Raw genomic sequence first — 20,560 nt, 5'->3', positions numbered from 1 at the left:
GCCGGACTCACGACTACTACATTGCCTAACGCATGCTTCGCCCTGCTACAGATCGCATGATGGATTGACTGACTGGCATTAGCCGGATGGGATACTCATTGCCGAAAACGTCGAGCAGGTCGAGCAGGTCGACCGTACTCGCGCCATCGGCAAGAGAGGTATTGCTGGAGGGGAATAGAGAGAGGATCTAGAGTGCAACATGCCGGGAGACTGCTTGGTACGTCGCGTCTTTTCAGCGCACCCAATACCTTGAAATCAATAACCCCATCAACACGCCGACAGTATTTGCCAGCATGTCGTAGGGCGAAGCCGTGCGCAGTGGCATCAAACCTTGCACGGCCTCGATGAGTACGCCGGTGAGCAAACACCCCACGGCGATCCAGCGAAATTTCACATAGGGAAAGGCCAGGCGGCAACTGCACGCAAATACCAGAAAGCCAATCCAGTGATGGAGCTTGTCCTCTTCGACAAACAGCTCCGGGATCGGCTGAGAGCGCAAACCTGCGAATAGCAGAATCACGGTCACCGCGGCAAAGACCAGGCCCCGGAGCCAGAATGGTAATTCGACCAAGCCCTTGAGCCACGTGATCATTCGGTAATTTTCTCGAAGTTGTTGTAGAACAGGTCGCTATCACGTCCGTCGGTCATGGTCTGCAGCGAGTAGGCACGATTCAGGCGTGCACCGCCATCGCGGGTCAGTGGCGCCCAGACGATGTTGGCCCGACGCATGGTGGAGGTACTCATCAGTTCGTCGAACGGGATGGAAACATAGATCCCTTTGTCGAAGCTGCCCTCGCCATATTCCTCCTTCGAGGCGCTAGTCAGGGTGACCCAAGCGCCAAACTTCACACCGTTCTTGAACACCCGCGACAAGTCGACGGTGGTGCCCCAGTCCCGCGCCAGATAACGCCCGACACTGACCGCTGCAAGCATGTCATTGGGCAGTTCAGTATAGCTGGTGACATGACCCGTCACGGTCTTGTAGTCACGCAGGCCAAAGCCCTGATCATAATCGCGCTGGCGCACGAAGTTCAGGTCAGCGCCCACCGACCAGCGTTTCCCCGTGGGTCGATACAGCACTTCGCTGCCAACGCCAGCGTACATGGATTCCAGATAGCCGCCGTAGACCATGCCATACAAGTCCTGATCCAGCTGTTTTGCATGGTTGAACTGGAACGTCGGCATCATCACATCGGAGGTGGTCATGTATTGACGCAAATCGGTGCGCACTCGCGGCAGCCCGCTCGGCGCATCGTAGGTGAACTTGTCGTAGTTGTTCAGCAGGTTGACACTGAGCAAGCCGCTCCACCAGGTATTGCGGGTGAAACGGTACTCCGCGTCGGCATCGGCAGTGAACTGATAAAGCAATCCATCAGGGCCGCCGATGTTCTGTTTGTAGCCCAGGCCGAGGCCATAGGTGAATGGTTCCAGCGCCTGGGTGTAGAGCGTGGTTTCCCGGTGCGCCATCGCCGGGTTGACCTCGGTCGTACGGTGCAAATCCTTCAGCGGCTGGTCATTGTTCACAACCGCGCGGAACGTTTCGCGCGGCACGCTGGTTTCCTCGATGGACATGTCATAACGCTGATTCACCAAGGTGAACCAATCGATGTCCTGATTGACGCTGTTATCGAGAATCCGGCTGGCTCGCCCGACGGCTTTGGACGGATAAAAATAGCGAGACTGCTCGCCATAGACCATCAGCTCGGAGCCACGCTGGGTGATGCGTTTCACCTTGTAGCCGGCATTTTCCTGTAGCCGGTCGGAGACATCGGCCCAGTTGACCTGGTCAGCCGGAGTCGACGGCTCCTGCGCCGGCAACGGCTCGGCGGGAGGGTCGTACGTCTTGGCCGGTGCCTTGCGGCTGACAAAGTTGGTGTGCAGGGTGATGCCGAACATTGCCGTATTGCCACGCTCCCAGCCAGCACTCAGATCGACGCTGTCGGCCAGCTTGTAGACCACGCCGATGTTGATCGGCAGGTCTTGCTTGATCGAGTTGTCCAGCGGTTCATTCTTGTAATCGTTGCCCTCGTACTCGAGCTTCAGGCTCAGCGGCGCCCACGGCGTTTGATAGGCGATCCCGCCAAACAACGAAGGGTGGCCCCTGAAGTAAGCATTGGTGTTCACGTCCCCTGCCCTGGCGACAACCGCAGAGCTCTCCGGACGGTCGTTGAACTTGCTGCCGAATACCGCCAGCGGGTTGCTGAAATCCCCTCGATTACCCAAATAGCCCCAGGCAATGCCGAGGCTGAAATCCAGGTCGCCATAACGCTTGTTGGCGACGAAATATTCGCTGGAAAACAGCCCGGTACCGCCAATGTCCCGGGCGCCGACAGCAACCTGCGGTGCCCAGCGACTTTCTTCCCAAAGCCGCGCCTTGACGTCAATGGCCTTGTCTTTGAAGCTCTGGTCGCCGCTCAATTCTTCGGTGCCGTACCTGCGGTTGGTGATCGCGGTGTAACGAAACGAGCCTTCTAGCCAATCGAACGGCTGCAGGGAAAAACTATAGCGGGTGTAAGGATCGGTACGACTGGCCGTGGCGCTCAACTCCCCTGCGGGAGCCATGCGCGCGGTAGGCGTTTGCAACAGTCCGACGCCACCAAAATCATTCTGGGTGTAGCGTGGTTCACCATGAGCCAATCCACAGGGCAGGAGCAATACAACAGCAAAACGCAACTTCAAGGGGCCACCTCAGCCAGGGGTTGAGTGGCGAGAAACTCAGCCATTTGTTGATTGAGATCAGGCGTCGGCAGCTCTAGATCATCGTTGCGGATCGGCACCAGGATCCTGCTGCCCGGGGCCGCCACGATGCCCTCCTCACGATTCCATGCCGCCACACCCACGCGTCGAATCTTGCCGTCAGGCTGGATCAGCCACAGATAATCACGCTCGGCATCGTCCAGGATGGTGCATTGCCGGGCAAAGGCATGGACTTCCTGCAAGGCGCGATAAGGCACATGACAGGGCTGCGCGACTGCCCCAAGGACTTCAACAGTGGACGGCCGCGCGGGATAAATAAGTCGGTCACCATCATCCAGCAAAGCGTTACGGGCGAACCCCACTTCCACCGCGATCGGGTCGAGCACTGCAACCTGGCGCCCAGTGACCGGCAGCCGCCCGATCTGCTCATACAGGCGCGCACTCAAATCTGCTCGCGTGCCCTTGCCATCCAGCAAGGCACCCCGTTGCACCAATTTCAGATCGAACAAGACGCCGGCCTTCAAGCGCGCTTGCTGAACTTCTAATGAGCGGTGCAGCCACGCTGCACCCAGCCAGTAACTTTCGGGGTTGGGTTGGGCGCCTTGAATGACGTCCATCAAACGCGCACCGGGCTTGACGTCGATGGAACCGGGGCTGAGCACATCACCGCTGACTGTCACGGCTGCCTGGCTCATGCCCGGACCGATCAAGAACAAACCCAACAATAAAAGGTTCGGACACTTCACCGGGCAGCCCCCCGATCAGGGCGTAACTGCACGATGTTCAGGAACAGCTGCGGCGTCAGATGTTGCTCGCTGCGCAGGATGAAACCGTCCTGGGGGTCGACCCAGTAGCGGTTGGTAGCGCGGAAATTCAGGGTGGGTGCATCCACCTGCTCGTCAATGCGCAGCAAGGCGTAATCCTTGTCCAGAATGCTGATGGTCTCGATGCCATGGGTGCTGAAACGGCTGTCGACCGCAATGCCGATACGGTTGCCGTCATAGATGTCGATCCAGCGCGTGCTGGTATAGCCATCAGGCAAATGCTGAAGGCCGCGCTTGAACGGCGACTCATCATCGAAGCGAGTGCCATCCAGGGAAACACCCAGCCCGACGGTGCGCACCACCAGACCGTCGCGCATCATCAGCACTTGCTTGCCGGAAGCGACCCAGAATTCCAGATCGCCCCGCCGACGGGCCCTGGCCATCACCCCCTCGCTGGAGATGGTGGTGACCAGGATTTGCGGATAAGGCACAGCGTCGACCTGAGCGCGGGTCAGGTTGATGGAGGCAGGTCCTGTGATGGAGGATTCCAGGGTGTACCAGGAGGCCTTCATCAACGGGTTACACCCGCATAGCAAGAGCGCCATCGACAGACAGGCACAGGTAGGCAAAATTTTCACGGCGGGATAGAGCCTTATCTGCTGTTGGCTTCGCTGAGGTCGTTAACTGAGCTGGCACCGGTCCCCAGGACACTGGCGGTAGGCAGAAGCTGAGTGATCAGACGGTTCCAGCGCGTCACGCCGGCCGGGCCGACATAGACGATGTCTTGCGGTTGCAAGTCGAAACGGGTGGCCAGCACCAAAGCGGAAGGCGATTCTGCATCAAGCTGGAATACCTTGGCCGGTTCGGTTTCCAGGTTGTCCGCACCGCGAATCACGTACACCGCATTGCCATTGGAGGTGGTCTGGTTCAAGCCACCCACCGTGCCCAGAGCATCGGTCAGGTTGATCGATTTGCTCTTGAAGCTCAGCGCGCGAGGCTGGTTGACCTCACCCATGACATAGATTCGCTTTTGGTCGTTATAAGGCAAGTACAACCGGTCGCCACCCTTGAGGTAGACGCCCTGCAGCTGTGAGTCCCGGCGATTGAGCGTGTCCAGATCCAGCTTGTACTCGCGTCCGTCGCGAGTCAGCGTCAGGCCTGACAGGTCTGCATTCGTCGGGTCCACCCCGGCCGCGCCAATAGCCTCCACTACGCTCAACGGGGTGGTGGTGATCGGTTGCTGGCCGGCTTTGATCACCGCACCGGAAACCACCACGGTCTGGCTGGCGAAGCGCAGTACGCTGACATCGACCTGCGGGCTTTCGACAAATTGCGACAAGCGCTCGGCGATAAAGGCTCGCAACTCTTCGATGGTTTTACCGGCGGCCGGAATATTGCCGATATAGGGATAAAACAGCGTACCGTCCGGACGCACCAGGCGACCGTTGGCATCGAGTTGCTGTTGCGGCCCTGAAGGCGCCGTCAACTCGGGATGATCCCAGACCGTGATAAACAACAGGTCATTGGCGCCCACGCGATAGCCACCCGGAGCATAAGACAACAACGCCGAGGGGACCGATTCGCGAACTTTCGTGGCGACATCCATGGCAATCAATTTAGGAGTGATGGGAATAAGTTCCACCCGGCTACTTTCCGAAGAGCCGTCACTGACCATTTGACTGGTGTCCATGTGTTGACCAGGCGAAAACATACAGCCGTGCAAGCTGATACTTGCCAGCATAACAACAGATAATCTACGGATCATAATGGCACTACGCTAGTCGAGGGCAAATCTAAAACAAGATCACCCAGAAAGTTCTGAGTGATCTTGAACAACACACTTCGCGGGGTATTAGTTGGTACCGGTAGTACCACCGGTGCCGGTGGTGCCGCCTGTTCCGGAGGTACCGCCATTGGAACTGCCACCGGAGTTTGAAGCGGCCACGGCAGCGCCAGCGATAGCCGCGCCGATCACAACAGTTTCGGCGACCGTCACATCCCCGACCAGCGGGGTGCTCAACGACAGTGGCTCGCTTTCGCTCACCGTCTTGCTCACTGGTTCATCCGCTGCCAACGCCGCGGTACTCATGACAGCCAGCAAGCCGGCCGTAAGTAGTTTCTTCATATCAGACTCCTTCTCGACATTAACTATGCATTAGATTTGATACTAGGGACCGGGAATGAACAGCAGGTGAATAGAACTGACACCCGTATATTGAACGAGACAGTTCATGCACATTGCCTCCTTTGGAGGATGTCATTTATAGGCATTGCATGCCATATGCCGAGCCTCCTCACCTCATCCTCAAAAGCGCTTGCGCAGGGCAGGACGCTTTGACGAAAAGGAGATTTTTCAAGACGTTCACTACCCAATAAGATATTTTCGGCACAAACTCACGACATTGAACACCTCATGCCTGACGCCGATTGTTATTATTAGTCAGGATTTTCCCGAATTCTTATCCCGCAAAGTTCTATGTGATTGAATATCCAAGGCTCATACATTGGTCATAAATAGTTAATGTTAACTATAGACCATTATAATCCGTCATTCCCCACTCAACACCGCGCGCAAGCGCGGGTTGCGCAAGTCTTTTTCCGAGAGTAAAGGCGACTCCAACGGCCAGGCAATGTCCAGCTCCGGGTCATTCCAGAGCAGACCACCCTCGTCCTCGGGGTAATACAGATCGGTGCATTTGTATTGAAAATCAGCGGTATCACTGAGCACACAGAAACCGTGGGCATAACCCGGCGGCACCCATAGTTGAAGATGGTTGTCAGCGGTCAATTTGACGCCCACATGCTCACCACAGGTGGGCGATTGGGGATTGATGTCCACTACTACGTCGTACACCGCACCTTGGGTGACACGCACCAACTTGCCTTGGGGCTTGGTTCGCTGGAAGTGCAAACCCCGCAGCACGCCATATTGCGAACGTGAGTGAATGTCCCGTACGAAAGGCAATTCGATGCCGGCATCGCAATAACGCTGCTGGTGATAGCTCTCAAGGAAGAACCCGCGGCCATCACCGAAGATTTTAGGCTCGACAATCAGTACGCCGGGCAACCGAGTGTTGATGACATTCATCTCGCAGGCTCCATAGTCAGCACCCGTGCCAAGTATTGGCCGTAACCGGTTTTGAGTAACGCGATGGCTTGTTTATCCTGTTCCGCGGCCGATAACCAAAGCTGGCCGTAGACCGGAAGCAGTTGTTTGGATACGCCACGAGGAATGGGGTACAAGTGGGCGCCGAAGCCTCCCGCCAAAATGATGCCTTTCATATGGGGCCGACCTTTCTACGAAATTAGCAGAATGCCGTTTCTCAGCGCTCATCGTTGAGTACAAACCTTCCAACGCGCTGAAGAGTTATAGCCAGCATTATCCCAAATTTTTGACTACGGACTTGTCCGCGTCCAAGACGCGGACAAGTATGAAAGAGGGACTATGGCTTTTTCTTGGAGGTGACCTAGATAGTATTAAATGACCGGCCTTACAGATAGGCCACGCCCTATACCATAATAATCGAATCCATTGGCTTTCATGCGGTGAGGATCGAATATGTTACGGCCGTCAAATATGACAGGAGTACTCAGCTTTTCCTTTATCAAGTCCAGGTCAGGGGCTTTGAATTCGCGCCATTCGGTCACAATGATTAAAGCATCAGCGCCTTGAAGCGCGGCTTCTTTGGTACCCATTAAGAGCAGGTCTTCTTTCATTCCATAAATTCGTTGTGTTTCGGCCATAGCTTCGGGGTCGAAGGCTTGCATTCTGGCACCAACGCTACGCAACTGTTCAATCAAGACGCGGCTCGATGCTTCTCGCATATCATCGGTATTGGGTTTGAAAGCCAAGCCCCAAATCGCAAATGTTTTTCCCTCCAACTGCCCATCGAAGTGATGCTGAATATGCTCGAATAGATGTTCCTTTTGCCGTCTGTTGACTTCCTCGACAGCCGACAAAAGCGTTGCTTTATAGCCGATCGACGACGCTGTGCGCTCCAGGGCTTGTACATCTTTTGGGAAGCAGGAGCCGCCATAGCCGCAACCAGGGTAGATAAAGTCGTAGCCAATTCTTGGATCAGAGCCAATGCCTTTACGAACGGCCTCAATGTCTGCACCCAATCGCTCGGCGAAATTAGCCATTTCATTCATGAATGAAATTTTTGTTGCCAATAGACAGTTAGCCGCATACTTCGTCAGTTCGGCACTTCTGATATCCATTGTGATTATTTTTTCATGGTTTCTGTTGAAAGGCTCATAGAGCTCCCTCATCCGGTCCACGGCGTAACTACTATCACTGCCTATGATAATTCTATCGGGACGAGTACAGTCTGCTACCGCAGAACCTTCCTTCAGGAACTCTGGGTTCGAGATGACGTGAAATTCCACCTCAAGGTCCCGAGACTTCAATACCTCGGAAACTTTCATTCTTACTTTGTCTGCGGTACCGACAGGTACAGTAGACTTGTTAACAATAATTTTAGTCTCCGTCATGTGGAGCGCGATGGTCGCAGCAACGGATAACACATATTTTATATCAGCGCTGCCATCGTCGTCTGGAGGCGTGCCCACTGCAATAAACTGGATATCACCATGATGCACGCCGCGCGCTGCATCGGTGGTAAAATGTAAACGCCCTGCTTCATGGCATTTCTCTACGAGGGCACTTAATCCAGGCTCATAGATAGGAATAATTCCGCTCTTCAGGTTTTCGACTTTAATAGCGTCGACGTCAACGCAACATACGTCATGCCCTGCGTCAGCAAGTACAGCCGCCTGCACCAGGCCCACATAGCCTATTCCAAAAACAGTAACATTCATTTTAATACTCCTTTAAACGAGCTCGAGGCGGCCATAACGATCTTCAAAACGAACGATGTCATCTTCGCCGAGGTAGGAACCTGATTGAACTTCTATCAACTCAAGGGGGATACGCCCTGGATTCTCAAGGGAGTGCACAACCCCAATGGGTATGTAGGTGGATTGGTTCTCGCTCAGTAACACCTGTTTGTCACCGATTTGAACATTTGCGGTGCCTGATACCACGATCCAGTGTTCTGCCCGATGATGGTGAAGCTGAACAGAAAGTTTATGCCCTGGTTTGACGGTGATTCGCTTCACTTGGTATCTATGACCTTGGTCTACTGAGTCATATTTCCCCCAGGGTCTATAGACTTCACGATGGCTAGCGCCCTCGACTCGATTGTTCTTAGTGAGTTCAGACACTATTTTCTTGACGTCTTGAGAGTGCTCCTTGGTCGTCACCAATATTGCGTCAGACGTCTCAACGACAACGACATCACTTAGACCTAGAACAGTGACTAGACGATGGCTGGAGTGGACATAACTATTGGTAACGCCGTGCAGCAATACATCCCCTTGTATGCAGTTTTCATTTTCATCTTTCGGACCTGCTTCCCAAACCGAATCCCATGCACCAAGATCGCTCCAACTGGAGTTGAGGATAACGACTGACGCAATGTTGGTTTTCTCCATGACCGCATAATCAATTGACACATTGGGCGCGTTCACGAAGTCAACCTGATTGAGCCTTGTGAAGTCCTGATCATGCGCCGCATTGGAGAGAGAAAGTTCGGCGGCGACAACGATGTCAGGACTCAAGCGCTCCAATTCAGATTTCATGACGGAGGCGCGGAACATAAACATTCCGCTATTCCAGAAATAGTTTCCTTGGGCAAGGTAGCTTTGTGCTGTTTCCAGGTCGGGCTTTTCTACAAAAGCTTCAACGTGCGCAGCACCTTCGGCAGTGTCAATTTGCGTACGGATATAGCCGTAACCGGTCTCTGGCTTAGTGGGCACAACGCCGAAGGTGACAATTCGACCCTTGTTGACTTCCACCTTGGCCAACGCAATGGAGGCTTGAAAAGCGTTAATATCAGTTATGACATGGTCTGCGGCTAAAACCAAAAGGACAGGATCATCCCCGTCCTCCAGGGCTGCCAATGTCGCGGCCGCTATAGCGGGAGCGGTATTTCGTGCAAAAGGCTCCAATAGGATTTTTTGTGGCTTTATATCCAGCGATCTGCTTTGCTCAGCCACGATGAAACGATGATCTTCATTACAAACTATTATCGGAGGACTTAGGCTCTCCCCCTCTGTAGAGAGATTTTTTATTCGATCTAAAGTGGCTTGAAACAAGCTCAAATCACCGTGTATCGATATAAATTGTTTTGGTTTGAGAGCTCTTGAAAGCGGCCACAAGCGCGTGCCTGAGCCGCCAGACAAAATAACTGGGATCATAGCGATTACTCAATGATTAAGGGTGATGAAAGAGTGTCGACAAACAGCGAAGAATTAAGACGTGAATGACTTTATATAATCGATTAAACGATCTCTTTCCGTGAAGTCCAACGAACTCTCTGCATTACTGTAATTAAGCGCTGAATCGATAGCCGAAAAAAAATCATCTTTATCATAGGCAATGAAAACAGACGGAAAGCTCGAAAAATTCTCGACAGTGTCGTACTGATGGTTATTAATGTGTTCACCACGGCTGCTATCCCGAGGCACGATAACTATTGGTTTTCCCAGTTCTAGCGAGCGAATGATATTACCCATGCCCGCATGAGAGACGACGACTGCTGACGTGTTGAAGTTTTTGGAAAACAGAGGTTCGGCTATTGTCTTGAACGCGGTAATGCGGCCCAAGTCCTTTTCGTTATCGCCAACTTGGGCAACAATAGGGATATGTGGGTTTGCATGACTCCATTCACTTAAATAGTTGAGCATTCTCTCAAACGGTGCTTGAGTGCCAACGCTGCAGAATATCATTTATACAATCCTCCCTTTATATTGAGCCCTGCTGTTCTCCGAAAGAGCGGGCCACTGCGTGAGCAATTCATCTACAAAGTAAGAAGCGATTCTGCCGGACAGAGAGATTTTTTTTGGGTTCGCGATACTATCAATCCAGAGCGTTCTTTTTCCCATGATCTTTGCTGCGATCAAACCCAGTAGACCCGGTGCAGCCCCCGTAGAGATGACGTATTTTGCTTTGCTGTGGTAAACGATATTGAAGATCTGATAGAAGCCCTTAATAATTTTCAAGGGTTCACTTCTATTAAAGTCCGGAACTTTAACAAAATCGTGAAGTGGATACTGCGAGTGAACACTGATATCAACGGTGGCAATATTAACCTTTTGCCCGTCAAAAGCAGGAAGCAGTTTGCTCATCTGTACCCAATGCCCACCTCCGGAACAAATCAGTAAAACATCATACGATTGACTCATGACGGTTCCCTTCCTGTCAGGATTAATAGACATCATTAGATGATAACGGCTGTTCTTAATAACTCCGCCTGGCCCTTCCAGCGTGTTATTCGCTTGGCTTTTAACTGGGCTGATTTTTCTTTATAGAGTTCTTCATTTTCGATGAGTTGAGACACCCCAAATTTTATTGACAGGGGGTCTAATGTCTCAACAAATACGGCCGCGTCCGAAAACAATGATCGCAGTACCGTGGTGTTCGAGAGTGCCATCGGCCTGCCCGCACTGACCGCTTCGTTGGCCACACTCAATTGAACATTGTCGCGCGTTGTCAGACCGAGAACGACATTCGCATTGCACAGCAGTTGTTCAAAAATCAATTTACTCAGAAAACCCGTAAGCTTGATATTGGCTGGCATTGACTCTATGAGCGCCTCCGACAACTTGCCCTCATGCTTCCCTGTGATAAGAAAGTCTATATGAGGCATCTCCCTGGCTGCATTAATAACGACCTCTATGGGTTCGTCGATGTCAAAAGAACAAGGGAAAAGCACATAGGGTGTCTGATGATCACTGGCGGGCGAGGCTTTAAAATCACACGGCAAATCTTCCAGGATGAAAATGTTTTCTGAGTTAACGCCTGCGTGAGATAACTCTTCTTTGACTTTGAAGTTGTGGACTACAACAGCATCGATTTTGTTGAGTAAAGACACCGTCCCCGGGAAAGTTATCCATTGTTTGCGCAGCAAGCTGTTGTGTGCGTCAGCGATAATCTTGAGACGCCTGTTCACCAAGAATTTGTAGGCCAGTGCTATGTGCAACACAGGGCTCGGTGGTAGCTGGACCCAAACAACCTCAGGCGCACCGACGAAAAGCGCTTTGATCGTCTGAAAAGACTTAATCAAATAGTCCAATGGCCGGGTATATTTTTTTTTGAATCTATTCGGGAGGTGCAGAATGTCATATGCCCAATATTGTTTCATTGTGTCGGCGCGTCGTTGATAGCCAACCCATGCGATCATTAATGATTTCACTTCAGAATCCTGCATAAGGGATAGTCGGGAAAATTGAGTGCATTACAATGCAAACCAAATAGGGAAGTCGGCGCTGTACAGAATGCTTTGATTTCTGAACCGAATATGTTTAGCCGGGTTTCCTCCCGCGATCGAATACTCTTCAACATTGCGCGTAACAACGCTGCCGGGATAAATAACCGCACCTTTTCCTATTGTGACTCCTGGCATTATCATCACATTGGGAAAGATCCACGCGTTATCTCCAATGACAACTGGCTTCCCGACTGTATTACTCATGGGGTCATCGATATCGTGCCCCAGTGTATAAATTTTTGTATTGTGGGAGATATTGACGTTGTCGCCGATGCTGATTCCAGCCCTATTATCCATGTAGCAGTTGTAATTTACCGTGCAGTTCTTTCCTATTGAGAATTTACCAAATGAAAAAAAAACAACCCTTCTATGGACAGTAGTTTTGGTGCCAATGCGGCATCCCGTTGCCCTTAGCAGTGAACGTCTCAAGCTAAAAAAGAAAGCCAGGCTAAGCGCCGTATTAAATAAGGCAACCACTACCTTCTTGGTATTAAGCTTCAAGTTTTTCATCTAGTTACCTGCGCCCTGCCCTGATGTATTAGCGATGCGACGTGAACTCATCACGAAATTCCTGAACCGAATATTGGTACTGGCAGGTGTGGCGAAGGATGCATTGTTTCCACCGAAGAAAGTAGAGAACAGCAAACCATCGATCGTTAAGTTTTTAGTGTCTCTAAATATCAGTCCTGTTTCAGAGTGCACCAGTTTTCTATCGTACCAAATAGAAATCACACCATCGGCTTGACCCGGAGTATTTAATTTTACGAGTTGCTCTAATACGTGCCACCGCCCGACACTAAAGGTCCAGGAGCCCAAGCCTATTGCTGTCCCCCATGTTTTGCTGGTGGGTAAATAGGCATAGATTGCGCCAACGCCATTTTCTTTCCATATGTAGCGAGTGGAAAAACCATCATGGCCGTTAGGTATTTTCCCTCCTGTATTACCTGTGCCGCCGTAGAGACCCGGAAGTTTTCCGCCTTTTACAAAATCAAAGTTTTTATCGAATTTCAATTCATAAGTAAGAATCAGGCATTCTCTACCCGGTTGCTTGAGCCTGGATTTGAATTCAATTCCCCCGTAGGGTAAACCCAACCGGACCATCGAGCCTGGATCGTACGACCCGGCGGGATAATGTACCGTGATGTCTTTAATTTCGTTGCTGTAGGCTTTGTTGGTTAAATTAGCACTGCCTTTTATACTGTCCTGTACTTGGGCTTTGCCCTGACGACTGATAAACGTCTGTGAAACATCTGGAAGTGACGGATAGATGTTTTCAATGTTTTGTTCGCAGTTGTCCTTTACGTCTGACGCACCGCTCGCAGCCACATGCAGAGAAAAAGCTAAAGTGAGTAGCGTCGAGCCTTTTTTTTTCACGTCAGTAGCCCCTCGAATCTTATTTGTTATCGACCCATTTCAAAAAATCATCGACAGCATTTTGTGCGATGGATGATCTCTGTGAAATCTCTTGCTTGAGGTGCTCTGCCATTTGCTCTTTGGATTGTCTGAATTCGCTAATGGTCGCCATGATCAGGTTATGGTCAGGAGCGCTAACCAGTTTGGTGCCACGCGGAAGCATTTCATGCACTTTTTTCAGTTTGTTTTCGATTTCAACAGCGATGGTTGGATAACCTAAAGAGGCAGGCAGAAGCACGCCGTGCGCCCTGGCGCTGATAATGACATCGGATTCAACTATCAATTTCGCCATGAACGTCTCTGGTGTGTCGACTGCGGCATCCCAGCACAACCATTCAAACGTGTGGTGCTTATCGATAAGATGCTGGTCACGTTCTTTATAAAGTGATATCAGACGAACCTGTTCACCACGTTTGGACAGTTCATGAGCGGCCTGAACCATTGCCTCGATGAATTTTTGTCCCTTCACGTCATGCGGCCAATCGCGCAGAATAAAAGATAGGTATTTGTTTTTATTTGCGCTGTTTATGTTCAGATCTTTGCTGGAGATCCACAGATCGGAAAGTAGCGTCGGATCGGTATACACATCTACATCAGATTTTCCAAACGTATTGCAATGCTGCTGGCTTGTACCATCTCTGACGGAAATATAGTCACACCGATTAATGACACTGACGGCGCGTGTCAGCAACTTCCCGCCCCCATCAAATGGACCTAAGCCAATACAAAACGCCGCAAGACGACGATGGAAGTAAATTTTGTCTATGCCACCGCGCATCCCCACGTACAAACGTAACAGTGTGGATTTCAGATCCGTTTGAGCTTTTATACTCTTAAAAAGCTTTGATACTTTAAGCGAAACGCTGGAGGCCTTCTTGGAGGGTGGAATGAACGAGAAAAACTGACCACCGCCCCCCAAAACTACCAGATCAGCTTTAACCGGCTCCTTGATATGCAACCATTTTATGCGCGGGTTAAAATTTTTGGCGATAGCGGGATGGTCGACCCCCACTGCAATATCCGATTCCTGGAATCTCTTTTTCAGAATATTGATGACGCACAACATCAGGATGTCATCACCTAAATTACCAGGGCCGTAAGCCCCCCGAATATAAACCTTACTGGAGTTCATGCTGGGCTTCCAATCTCTGCGGATTCATTAAACATAGTATTCAAGGTAAACGTTGTTGCCAGAATGTACATGAATATCATGACCACTATCGCCGATCGATACAGAACACTTTCAATGTACGTGCTTGACAGGAAAGTAACGAAAGGCAATGCCCACAAAACCAGAATTCTGGGAGAAATGAGCAATTCCAAGGGCAATATTTTTTTGTATATGAAATAGGGCAGACCAAGCAGGAAGTGTATTAATTGCGAGCCAATGAATGCTTTAGCAATGCCGACAGCGCCCTCCTCCCTCAGAAGCAGAGCTCCTGATATGAATAATACGCCCCATAGAATATTACTCATGACGCTGTACCACGCCAAATCCATCACGATCATTTTTCTTGAGATGCCGGATTTAAATGCACTTAGCAGCGAACCAAGAATAACCAGAATCAACGTTATTTCAAAGTCCCGACCAAGGAAGCTATCCCCATAGAGTTTTGCCAGTAGTTCGGGAAACATGATAACTGGCTGTATAACAATCAACACAACTAACCAGCCGGATAAAAAGTTCAAGGCGTCTAACTTTCGGCTTTTACCTCCCAACGTTGCGGCTAACATTGGGACGAGCACGGACCCTAACACCACGGAAACATGTGAGAATATTGCATTCCATTGCATGGCGGCTGCGTACATTCCTAACGCGGCGAGTCCGTTACTTGTTTCGGCTAGCAGTTTATTCGCTAACCAATTCATCGGGGCGACCATCAACCCTGTCAGCAAGACCGGGAGCCCGACCGAAAGAACGGTATGCTTTTCAGTCATTACACCTTTGAAACTGAGCGTTGTGTTCTTTTTCTTTAGTGTTTTCCAGCACGCGAGTGCGCTAAAAAACACAATTAACAGTTGAGAGCACGCCAATCCCAGCAAGGCGCCACTGAGTCTGAATTTTGTCGTCAGGAAGTAAGTCCCCGGGATCGCGACGATGGCGATAATTCCATTGATCGTTGCAATAGACCGATATTGTCCCCAACCGGTTAAGCATCCTTGGGTCCATCCAGATAGAATGATGAAGGTGATGGTACTCAATACAATCAGTGATACATATTTAAGATTGTCGGAGCCAAGAATTATGTTAGAGAAGAAAAGCGGAAAAAATAGAGCAATACCAATGATCATGGTACTGAAAGATAAGGCAAATATCAGCGTTAGAGCGATACCTCTGCCCGTTTTTTCGGGGGAAATTTCTTTAAATTGACCAATATGTTTAGCCGTCGCTGTCGTTGTGGCTTGGGCTGCGACATTGGCGAGCATGACAATGGCGCTTTGTATCAGGCCATATTCTCCAAATGATTGTGCACCCAGTACTCTAGCGACCAGGATGCCGGTAATGACAACCGAGACTTTCGTGGCCACGGCTGAAATGAAACTCCATGCAGTACTGGACACGAACTTTTTCAACAGTGCGTTGTTCATCTGGCTTTAACCTGAAAGGATGGGGCTATCAGCGGTTGATGAAATGTCAGTATTTTTTTACGTTGCCTGCCGGCGTGCTCCGCGACGACGCGTAAAATGATGGCGCTATAAGCGATTCCGATGGCGTACGGCTGATAAGGCGTGGCCGATACGATGAACATCAGCGCCAGAAAGGTGGCTATTGATACCGCCACCCGGGATTTTAAATGATGGGTAATGGACGTAGTGAATACGAATAGCAAGTACAAGCCGATGACCCCGTATTTAACAAAGTACGTTAAGTAGCCACTGTCGATATTCGAGTTTTTGTCATCGAGGCCACGGTATTCAAACCAGGGTATTTCAAAGGGAGTTCCGGCCCCTAGACCAACGAAGTAGTGCATGGGATTCATGTTGCGTATCAAGTCCAGCGCAGGGCTGAAGCGAGTGGTTAGCTGAACCGCCAGGCCTTCAGATGATAAAGCGTCATTGATTCGATCAGCACCGATCATGTTACTGACCCCAATGAAGGCCAGTAGCACGACTGAACCTAATAGTATTACGCCTATCATTCGAGCAGGCTTTGTATATTGGTGAATGATGATAGCGGCAAAAACAGAAACGAAAATGAATCTTGAATTGGCGATGAACAAACAGATGAATGAAGTCATCAAACAGATTCTCGCCAGCTTCTTTTTGTTCTCAAATAGCCCAGGATCTATGAAGTAGTATATTAAATATGCAACGGCTGCGTACGTGCCACCATCAAGGTACCTGTAGGCGTTTTCTTCATAGTAGACGTCTTGAAAACTGTACAGCCCCAATCGTAACCAAGCGATATCCAGCACATTGAAAGCGGTCATCGCAATCAATATTTTCAGTACCGTTTGTAGCGTCAAGGTTTTCGCTGCAAGCGTGGCGATGTTCGTGAGCACTATAAATGACAGGATCATTATAAAAGGCCGGATATCTTTCAATAAGTACTTATTCGGGGACCCTATCAGGCCGCACGCGAGTAGTACCACATAGAGCCCACAGCCAAAAAGAAGGCCGGCGGGTACTGTTAATTGAAGTTTTTGTGTCACGACCTGTCTTGTCAGCAATGCACTCAGTGCACCTGCTATATAGAAATCAAAAAAATAGAGGCCTTTTAACGATATTATTTCGCTGTAGGAGTTTCCGGTGGGAATGACAGATAGCATGATGCCCAAAAATACAATTGAGTATTTTGGGGTTTTTACTGCAAGCAAACCCGCTGACAGGGCGATAAGCGATAACAGGTAGAACATGGTTTGGTATTCTTTATGCTGATGTTGTCATTTGACACGCTACCGCCCCAGGATTTTTCGTCATCTTCCTCAGGACGTGGTGTTTCCATGAAATATCGGTTTGATCATGCCTATTGGCATGATCCCGCGTAGCAATAACGACAAGCACTCAAGAACAACAGCAACGCCGTCAAAAATTTGAACTTATGACGCGACCCGTTCAACACTCATCAATTTTTGTCGGAGGCGTAGGCATAGTGGTAATAACCATAATCACTGTAGCCGTATTTATTGGAGGCCTTTTTTTCCACGCCGTTAAAAATCGCACCTTTAATGGAAACGCCATTCTGGGAGAACCGACGGACCGTCAACTCGATTTCTTTCGCCGGGTTCAGTCCGTAGCGCGTCACAATCAGGTTGGTCCCGGACAAGCGCCCGACGATCGCCGCGTCTGTCACTGCCAATATCGGCGGCGTATCGAGAATCACCAGATCGTATAGCTCGCTCGCCTGCTCCAATAGCGCGCTGAAATTGGCGTGCATCAGTAACTCGGAAGGATTGGGCGGGATTTGGCCTCGACTGACAAAATCGAAGTTGTCGATTTCGGTCTTATGGATAGCGGTGGCTACATCGCAGCGCCGGGCCAGGATATCGGAGAGCCCATTGTCTGAAGAAACATCTAACACTTTGTGCAGATAGCCTTTGCGCATGTCGACGTCGATCAACAATACCCGCAACCCTGTTTGTGCTATCACCACCGCGAGGTTAACCGACACGAAGGTTTTACCCACCTGAGGGCTAGGCCCGGAAATCATCAGGCGGTTATTGCCGGCCTCATGCATGGCGAAGTGCAGACTGGTACGCAAACTGCGCAACGCCTCGACTGCCAGATCGGTAGGATGAGTGACGGCCAGCAATGTAGAACCTGCGCCAGAACGCCCCCGTCCGCGAGAGACTTTGTCTTCTTCACTTTTCTGCAGAATGCTGTAAGGAATCGATGCGTAGACCGGCAACCCAAGTTGCTCGATGGCTTCCGGACTTTCCAGCCCCCGGTTAAGTGCCTTGCGTACCAGTACCAGGACCACCGCCAGGAAGCCGCCAAGAATCGTGGCGATCAATACAATCAAGATTTTTTTCGGTTTGACCGGTTTGAAAAAATTGACATCCGCGGTGTCGATCAGACGCACGTTACCGACGGTGCCCGCGCGCATCACATCCAGCTCCTGAGACTTGTTCAGCAGTTGGGTATAAATGGCGGTACCGACCTCCACATCCCGGGTAAGACTCAGCAGTTCTTGCTGGGTGGAGGGAAGCCCCTCCACCTTGGACGCCAAACTTTTCTGTTTGCTGGTCAATTCACCAATCTGGGTCAACAAGGCGCGATAGGCGGGATGTTGACGGGTGAATTTACGGTCCATCTCGGCTTGCTGCAATTTCAACTCTGAGATGCTGGTATCCAGCCCGACAATCTGATCGAGAATGGCTTTGGTTTCGAGCGTGATGTCCACGGACTTGCTGCGCGTCTGGTATTCATTCAAGGCATTCCCGGCTTTTTCCAGGTCCTTCTTGACCACCGGAAGTTGCTCTTTGAGAAACGCGAGGCTCTGTGCTGCCTCAGCTGAAGTACGCTCTACGTTTTGCCGTACATAAATAGCGGCAATTTCATTGAGGGTTTTAATGGCCTGATTCGGATCGGTGCTTTCCAGCGCCAGCCCGATCATGCCCGACTCTTTACCGCGCTCGGATACATCCAAATCCTCTTGGTAGTCGAGGATGCTGGTCAGGCGAGAATTGCGGATGATTCTGAAGCGGGTTCCAGGATTGGCGTGCATTTCTTCAATCTGGAACGCAACGCCATTTTGTTCGAAAAGTTGCCCAGTCTGGGTGGCTGCCAATAGGTTGTCGTCTTCGTCCACCAAGGTGTAATGACCATTTTCACCCGCGGTCAGGGTCAACTTCTTGCCCAGTTGCGAGTCGGGAAGATCCAGTTTGAATATTTTCAGCGACTCCCCTCCCCAGGCGAAACTGTTCAACCCCAACAAGGGGTCGGCTATTTCACCGGGATTTTTACTCTGGAATCGACGAGCCAGGAACTCACCGACCACCGGGAAGTACATCGGTTGTATGACGATATCAAGTTTCAGGTTATCGACCGTTTTACCAATCACCGCACGAGACTTGATCAGTTCAATCTCGGTCGCAGAAGGCGACTCTTTCCCCAACATGCTCCCGACATCGGAGAAACCCAACAAATCGTTCTTTTTCGCTTCAACCTGCAACAGCGCATTCGCCTGGTATACCGGGGTCGCAAGCACCGCGTACGCGGCCCCAGCCACCATGAAGGCACCGGTCACCGCGGCAATCAGCCATTTATGGTCGATGAGTGTTCCAAACAAGCCGAGAAGATCAATCTCGTCATTGTCGTCGTCCCGCACGTTAACTACCGGTGCTTGCTGCATAAGTCGGATTCTTTGCCTGTATTACGATTCAAAAAGGAGTGGCCATCAGCGCGCCAGGCGCTGTGCCCATGCGAGTACGGCTTCTTCGATCAACGCATAAGCGTGCACAAATGCAGGTTTGCCTTGACGGTAGGGGTCGCTGATTTCGCGATCGTCTTGCCATTTGCCCAATAGCAACACTTTGCCTCGCGCTTCAGGGGCAATGTTGAGTACCCCGCTGACATGCCGCCGCTCCATCACCAGAATCAAGTCCGCCTCGCTGACGGCTTGAGGCGTGAGTTGAGCGGCCTCATGCCCATCGGGCAGATGACCATGCTCTTTGAGTACGGCGTGTGCCGTCGGCTCGATGGGTTTGCCCACCAAGGCAGCGAGACCAGCCGAACTGACCTCGATATCGGAATGAACGAGTGCCCCGCGCAGCAGATGCTCCGCGGTGGGACTGCGGCAAATATTGCCGACGCAGACAATCAAAACCCTTTTAAGCAAGATAACATTCCCCGTCTTGTCAACATTGGCGGTGACATAGCACTTGCCGAACATAAGAGCTTTAAACTACGAATGAATCCGGGTATGTATAACCCCAGTAACTGCAGCTGAAACTTTCAAACCATCAGTGCGTATTTATTACCATGACGTTTGAACAGCCCCCAACTTTTTCTTCAGACAAAAAATAACATTTCACTCTTTGAACACTGAAAATAACAGTTCGACAATTTATCCAGACAATTTCTAACAATTGCCGTTTTCCCGCGACCGTTCAATCTAAATTACACCGAAATAGCGAGTGGCTAATATATAGTCGCTCCGTTAGTGAATTGCCAGGGCGTCAGACATTCGGTTAGAAGTTGGGTAAGAGATGCCTTGGGCAATAACTTTATTTACAGCGGGTTGCGTCAGAAGCATGCGATGGAATAACCAGGCATGCTCGCCGACCAAGCGACCGCGCGATCTTTCTCTCTGCCTGCGCCTTGCGAGAAACATGGCGTACTGGCCTTTCGCTGCTCATGCAGCGTTGCCAACATTTTTCTCGAGTGAACGAGCCATTTAGAGCCCGCACT

At 50.7% G+C, this 20,560-nt stretch carries 19 protein-coding genes and 1 pseudogene; all 20 read right to left on the bottom strand.

The genetic code is table 11. From position 1 onward, the window contains the following. Positions 1-232: 232 nt before the first annotated feature. The 20 genes and pseudogenes from IB250_RS06145 to IB250_RS06050 all read right to left on the bottom strand — a co-directional run bounded on the left by IB250_RS06145 (position 233) and on the right by IB250_RS06050 (position 19,988). Positions 233-592, bottom strand: a complete 360-nt coding sequence (locus IB250_RS06145; protein WP_192343404.1) for a VanZ family protein — start codon at positions 590-592, stop codon at positions 233-235. Next, a complete protein-coding gene (locus IB250_RS06140) occupies positions 589-2,679 on the bottom strand; it encodes a YjbH domain-containing protein (protein ID WP_192343403.1) in 2,091 nt (696 codons plus the stop codon). Before IB250_RS06140 ends, IB250_RS06145 begins: the two co-directional genes overlap by 4 nt. Continuing rightward, complete coding sequence (locus tag IB250_RS06135; protein ID WP_192343402.1) at positions 2,676-3,443, bottom strand: capsule biosynthesis GfcC family protein; 768 nt, start codon at positions 3,441-3,443, stop codon at positions 2,676-2,678. Before IB250_RS06135 ends, IB250_RS06140 begins: the two co-directional genes overlap by 4 nt. Next, positions 3,440-4,099 (bottom strand): YjbF family lipoprotein, encoded by a 660-nt coding sequence (locus tag IB250_RS06130; RefSeq protein WP_318652632.1) that lies wholly within the window; start codon positions 4,097-4,099, stop codon positions 3,440-3,442. The genes IB250_RS06135 and IB250_RS06130 overlap by 4 nt, the downstream gene beginning before the upstream one ends. Before the next feature lie 14 nt (positions 4,100-4,113). Continuing rightward, the gene (locus IB250_RS06125; RefSeq protein WP_192343400.1) at positions 4,114-5,226 is read right to left on the bottom strand and encodes a polysaccharide biosynthesis/export family protein; all 1,113 of its coding nucleotides are present in this window, start codon (positions 5,224-5,226) and stop codon (positions 4,114-4,116) included. Positions 5,227-5,313: 87 nt separating this feature from the next. Next, the gene (locus IB250_RS06120; RefSeq protein WP_192343399.1) at positions 5,314-5,586 is read right to left on the bottom strand and encodes a hypothetical protein; all 273 of its coding nucleotides are present in this window, start codon (positions 5,584-5,586) and stop codon (positions 5,314-5,316) included. 423 nt (positions 5,587-6,009) lie between these two features. Continuing rightward, entirely contained in the window at positions 6,010-6,549 is a 540-nt protein-coding gene (gene rfbC, locus IB250_RS06115) for a dTDP-4-dehydrorhamnose 3,5-epimerase (RefSeq protein ID WP_192343398.1), read from the bottom strand. A gap of 107 nt (positions 6,550-6,656) precedes the next feature. Then, positions 6,657-6,743: pseudogene (locus IB250_RS28615) on the bottom strand (sugar phosphate nucleotidyltransferase); the annotation flags it as partial. A gap of 195 nt (positions 6,744-6,938) precedes the next feature. Then, on the bottom strand, positions 6,939-8,282 hold the full coding sequence (locus tag IB250_RS06105; RefSeq protein WP_192343396.1) for a UDP-glucose dehydrogenase family protein: 1,344 nt from the start codon (positions 8,280-8,282) through the stop codon (positions 6,939-6,941). Positions 8,283-8,294: 12 nt separating this feature from the next. Then, positions 8,295-9,722 carry a mannose-1-phosphate guanylyltransferase/mannose-6-phosphate isomerase gene (locus IB250_RS06100; protein WP_192343395.1) on the bottom strand — a complete coding sequence of 476 codons (1,428 nt, stop codon included), beginning with the start codon at positions 9,720-9,722 and terminating at the stop codon, positions 8,295-8,297. Between the two features lie 54 nt (positions 9,723-9,776). Then, positions 9,777-10,253: a glycosyltransferase gene (locus tag IB250_RS06095; protein WP_192343394.1), complete on the bottom strand. Its 477-nt coding sequence runs from the start codon at positions 10,251-10,253 to the stop codon at positions 9,777-9,779. Next, positions 10,254-10,709, bottom strand: coding sequence for a polysaccharide biosynthesis protein (locus IB250_RS06090; protein WP_225603322.1), 456 nt, complete (start codon positions 10,707-10,709; stop codon positions 10,254-10,256). A gap of 35 nt (positions 10,710-10,744) precedes the next feature. Further along, positions 10,745-11,719: a glycosyltransferase gene (locus IB250_RS06085; RefSeq protein ID WP_318652631.1), complete on the bottom strand. Its 975-nt coding sequence runs from the start codon at positions 11,717-11,719 to the stop codon at positions 10,745-10,747. 42 nt (positions 11,720-11,761) lie between these two features. After that, positions 11,762-12,304 carry an acyltransferase gene (locus tag IB250_RS06080; protein ID WP_192343393.1) on the bottom strand — a complete coding sequence of 181 codons (543 nt, stop codon included), beginning with the start codon at positions 12,302-12,304 and terminating at the stop codon, positions 11,762-11,764. Beyond that, positions 12,305-13,168, bottom strand: a complete 864-nt coding sequence (locus IB250_RS06075; protein ID WP_192343392.1) for a polysaccharide lyase — start codon at positions 13,166-13,168, stop codon at positions 12,305-12,307. It abuts the gene before it with no gap. Positions 13,169-13,187: 19 nt separating this feature from the next. After that, entirely contained in the window at positions 13,188-14,339 is a 1,152-nt protein-coding gene (locus IB250_RS06070; RefSeq protein ID WP_192343391.1) for a polysaccharide pyruvyl transferase family protein, read from the bottom strand. Continuing rightward, positions 14,336-15,796: an oligosaccharide flippase family protein gene (locus IB250_RS06065; protein ID WP_192343390.1), complete on the bottom strand. Its 1,461-nt coding sequence runs from the start codon at positions 15,794-15,796 to the stop codon at positions 14,336-14,338. The genes IB250_RS06070 and IB250_RS06065 overlap by 4 nt, the downstream gene beginning before the upstream one ends. Next, on the bottom strand, positions 15,793-17,064 hold the full coding sequence (locus tag IB250_RS06060; protein ID WP_192343389.1) for a DUF6369 family protein: 1,272 nt from the start codon (positions 17,062-17,064) through the stop codon (positions 15,793-15,795). The genes IB250_RS06065 and IB250_RS06060 overlap by 4 nt, the downstream gene beginning before the upstream one ends. Before the next feature lie 209 nt (positions 17,065-17,273). After that, complete coding sequence (locus tag IB250_RS06055) at positions 17,274-19,502, bottom strand: polysaccharide biosynthesis tyrosine autokinase (protein WP_192343388.1); 2,229 nt, start codon at positions 19,500-19,502, stop codon at positions 17,274-17,276. Between the two features lie 45 nt (positions 19,503-19,547). Then, entirely contained in the window at positions 19,548-19,988 is a 441-nt protein-coding gene (locus IB250_RS06050; protein ID WP_225603321.1) for a low molecular weight protein-tyrosine-phosphatase, read from the bottom strand. Between the last annotated feature and the right edge of the window lie 572 nt (positions 19,989-20,560).

The sequence above is a fragment of the Pseudomonas sp. PDM09 genome (assembly GCF_014852305.1).
Taxonomy (GTDB): Bacteria; Pseudomonadota; Gammaproteobacteria; order Pseudomonadales; family Pseudomonadaceae; genus Aquipseudomonas.
The sequence above is the reverse complement of the archived record's forward strand: the minus strand, read 5'-3'. Positions and strand labels throughout refer to the sequence as shown.

Excerpts from the sequence above, each read along its gene's own strand:
- rfbC (WP_192343398.1), bottom strand. The coding sequence starts at position 6,549 with ATGAATGTCATCAACACTCGGTTGCCCGGCGTACTGATTGTCGAGCCT.
- IB250_RS06070 (WP_192343391.1), bottom strand. The coding sequence starts at position 14,339 with ATGAACTCCAGTAAGGTTTATATTCGGGGGGCTTACGGCCCTGGTAAT.
- IB250_RS06105 (WP_192343396.1), bottom strand. The coding sequence starts at position 8,282 with ATGAATGTTACTGTTTTTGGAATAGGCTATGTGGGCCTGGTGCAGGCG.
- IB250_RS06060 (WP_192343389.1), bottom strand. The coding sequence starts at position 17,064 with ATGTTCTACCTGTTATCGCTTATCGCCCTGTCAGCGGGTTTGCTTGCA.
- IB250_RS06090 (WP_225603322.1), bottom strand. The coding sequence starts at position 10,709 with ATGAGTCAATCGTATGATGTTTTACTGATTTGTTCCGGAGGTGGGCAT.
- IB250_RS06095 (WP_192343394.1), bottom strand. The coding sequence starts at position 10,253 with ATGATATTCTGCAGCGTTGGCACTCAAGCACCGTTTGAGAGAATGCTC.
- IB250_RS06055 (WP_192343388.1), bottom strand. The coding sequence starts at position 19,502 with ATGCAGCAAGCACCGGTAGTTAACGTGCGGGACGACGACAATGACGAG.
- IB250_RS06145 (WP_192343404.1), bottom strand. The coding sequence starts at position 592 with ATGATCACGTGGCTCAAGGGCTTGGTCGAATTACCATTCTGGCTCCGG.
- IB250_RS06065 (WP_192343390.1), bottom strand. The coding sequence starts at position 15,796 with ATGAACAACGCACTGTTGAAAAAGTTCGTGTCCAGTACTGCATGGAGT.
- IB250_RS06080 (WP_192343393.1), bottom strand. The coding sequence starts at position 12,304 with ATGAAAAACTTGAAGCTTAATACCAAGAAGGTAGTGGTTGCCTTATTT.
- IB250_RS06125 (WP_192343400.1), bottom strand. The coding sequence starts at position 5,226 with ATGATCCGTAGATTATCTGTTGTTATGCTGGCAAGTATCAGCTTGCAC.
- IB250_RS06100 (WP_192343395.1), bottom strand. The coding sequence starts at position 9,722 with ATGATCCCAGTTATTTTGTCTGGCGGCTCAGGCACGCGCTTGTGGCCG.
- IB250_RS06120 (WP_192343399.1), bottom strand. The coding sequence starts at position 5,586 with ATGAAGAAACTACTTACGGCCGGCTTGCTGGCTGTCATGAGTACCGCG.